Consider the following 2312-nt stretch of genomic DNA (forward strand, 5'->3'; position numbering starts at 1 on the left):
CGGTCCAGCGCCTCCTGCTTCATCTCCAGCATCTTCACCGGGATGCCGGCGTTGAGAAAGTTCATGGCGATGCCGCCACCCATGGTGCCGGCGCCGATGACGGCCACCGACGCAATCTCGCGCTTGGGCGTGTCTTCCGGCACGTCGGGGATCTTGCTGGCGGCGCGCTCGGCGGTGAACAAATGGCGCAGCGACTTGCACTCGGGCGTCCACATCAGGTTGATGAAGATCTCGCGCTCGAACAGCATGCCGTCGTTGAACTTTTTCTTGGTCGCGGCTTCGACCGCGTCCACGCACTTGGCGGGCGCGGGGAAGTTCTTGGCCATGCCCTTGACCATGTTGCGCGCGAACTGGAAGTAGGCGTCGCCGTCCTTGTGCTTGCAGGGCAGGTTGCGCACCAGCGGGAAGGCCGAGCCGTCGGCGTGTTTGGCGGCCATTTCGCGGGCAAAGGCCAGGGCTTCTTCGGCCAACGATTCGGGAGAGGCGGACAGCTTGTCAAACAGCTTCTGGCCGGGCAACTGGGCCAGCATTTCGCTCTTGACCGGTTCACCGCTGACGATCATGTTCAGCGCGGCTTCCACGCCCAGCACGCGCGGCAGGCGCTGCGTGCCGCCGGCGCCGGGGATCAGGCCCAGCTTCACTTCGGGCAAGGCCACGCTGCAGCCAGGCGCCGCGATGCGGTAATGGGCACCCAGCGCCAGCTCCAGACCGCCGCCCATGGCGACGCTGTGCACGGCCGCGATCACCGGCTTGGTGGTGTTCTCGACGCGGACGATGACCGACAGCAGGTTGGGTTCCTGGATCGCCTTGGGCGAACCGAACTCGCGGATATCGGCGCCGCCCGAGAAGGCCTTGCCCGCACCGGTCAGCACGATGGCCTTGACCGCGGCGTCGTTCTCGGCCTTCTCCAGCCCCTCGACGATGGCCTGGCGGGTGGACAGGCCCAGGCCGTTGACCGGCGGGTTGTTCAGCGTGATGACGGCGACATCGCCGTGGACCTGGTACTCAGCGGTCATGGAATCTCCTCTGTGTGGATCGGGAAAGGGGTACGTCCGAAAAAACGAACGGTCGTGCGATTCTAGGGAATTTGTGCGGTGCGGCAAGCGCCGCTTGTCGCGAGTGGGTCAACCCGGGCTCCGGCGCGCGTGCCCCACCACCAGGATGCCGTGGAACCAGCCTTGCCAGGCCACGGGCATCGCCCCCGAGTGGGGGGTGACGCCGCAGGCGGCGCAGGGGGCGTTCAAACCTCCAGCCACTCTTTTCGTGTGTAGGGATCTGCGCGCAGCGAGTCCGGCGTGCCTTGAAACACGATGCTGCCGTGGCCCATGACCAGCGCCCGGTCGGAAATCGCCATGGCGATGGTCAGCTTCTGCTCGATCAGCAGCACCGACACGCCCCGGCTTTTCAGCTTCTGCAGGTACTCGCCCACCAGCTCCACGATCTTGGGCGCAAGGCCCTCGGTGGGCTCGTCGATGATGATCAGGTCGGGGTCGCCCATGAGCGTGCGGCACAGGGTCAGCATCTGCTGTTCGCCGCCGGACAGCACGCCCGCCTCGGTGTGCTGGCGCTCCTTGAGGCGCGGGAACATGGCGTACATGTCGCTGAAACTCCAGCGCGCCCCGGTGCCCTTGCCCTTCTGGCCCAGCAACAGGTTCTGCTCCACGGTCAGCTTGGGAAAGATGTCGCGGTTCTCGGGCACGTAGCCGATGCCCAGATGCGCGATTTCGAACGGCTTCTTGCCCTGGATCGGCTGGCCCTTCCAGGCAATCCCGCCCTCGCAATCCACCAGGCCCATGATGGCCTTCGCGGTGGTGGAGCGGCCCGATCCATTGCGCCCGAGCAGGGCCACGATCTCGCCCTGCCCGACGTCGAACGAGACACCGTGCAGCACGTGGCTCTTGCCGTAGTAGGCGTGGAGGTTGTCGATTTTCAGCATGGTGCGTCTTTCGAGGGCACGGTGGCTTTCCGGGAAACGCCGCAGAACCGGCTTTGCCGGGCTGCCAGCGTTGCCCCCTTGAGGGGGGATGCGGCTACGCGCAGCGAGCAAGCAACGGGGGTGTTCATTTGAATCCGGCTTGTTCATCGGCCAGCACCGAGCCCAGATAGGCCTCCTGCACCTTCGGGTTCGCGCGCACCGCCTCGGGCTCGTCGAACGCGATCACCTCGCCGTACACCACCACCGCGATCTTGTCGGCCAGGCCGAACACCACGCCCATGTCGTGCTCCACGGTCAGCAGCGTCTTGCCCACCGTCACTTCGCGGATCAGGTCGATGAAGCGGCTGGTTTCGCTCTTGCTCATGCCGGCCGTGGG

The 2312-nt window shown here is 65.9% G+C and carries 2 protein-coding genes and 1 pseudogene; all 3 read right to left on the bottom strand.

The features are described from left to right. Positions 1-1016, bottom strand: a 1016-nt coding sequence (locus IV088_RS14095; RefSeq protein ID WP_291103104.1) for an enoyl-CoA hydratase-related protein, incomplete at its 3' end; no start/stop codon positions are given. Between the two features lie 224 nt (positions 1017-1240). After that, positions 1241-1936: an ABC transporter ATP-binding protein gene (locus IV088_RS14100; protein WP_291103106.1), complete on the bottom strand. Its 696-nt coding sequence runs from the start codon at positions 1934-1936 to the stop codon at positions 1241-1243. Between the two features lie 124 nt (positions 1937-2060). Next, a pseudogene (locus tag IV088_RS14105) lies at positions 2061-2312 on the bottom strand (ABC transporter ATP-binding protein); the annotation flags it as partial.

It is taken from the genome of Hydrogenophaga sp. (genome assembly GCF_018780075.1).
Lineage (GTDB): Bacteria > Pseudomonadota > Gammaproteobacteria > Burkholderiales > Burkholderiaceae_C > Hydrogenophaga.

Coding starts and splice junctions, on each gene's coding strand:
- IV088_RS14100 (WP_291103106.1), bottom strand. CDS start 1,936: ATGCTGAAAATCGACAACCTCCACGCCTACTACGGCAAGAGCCACGTG.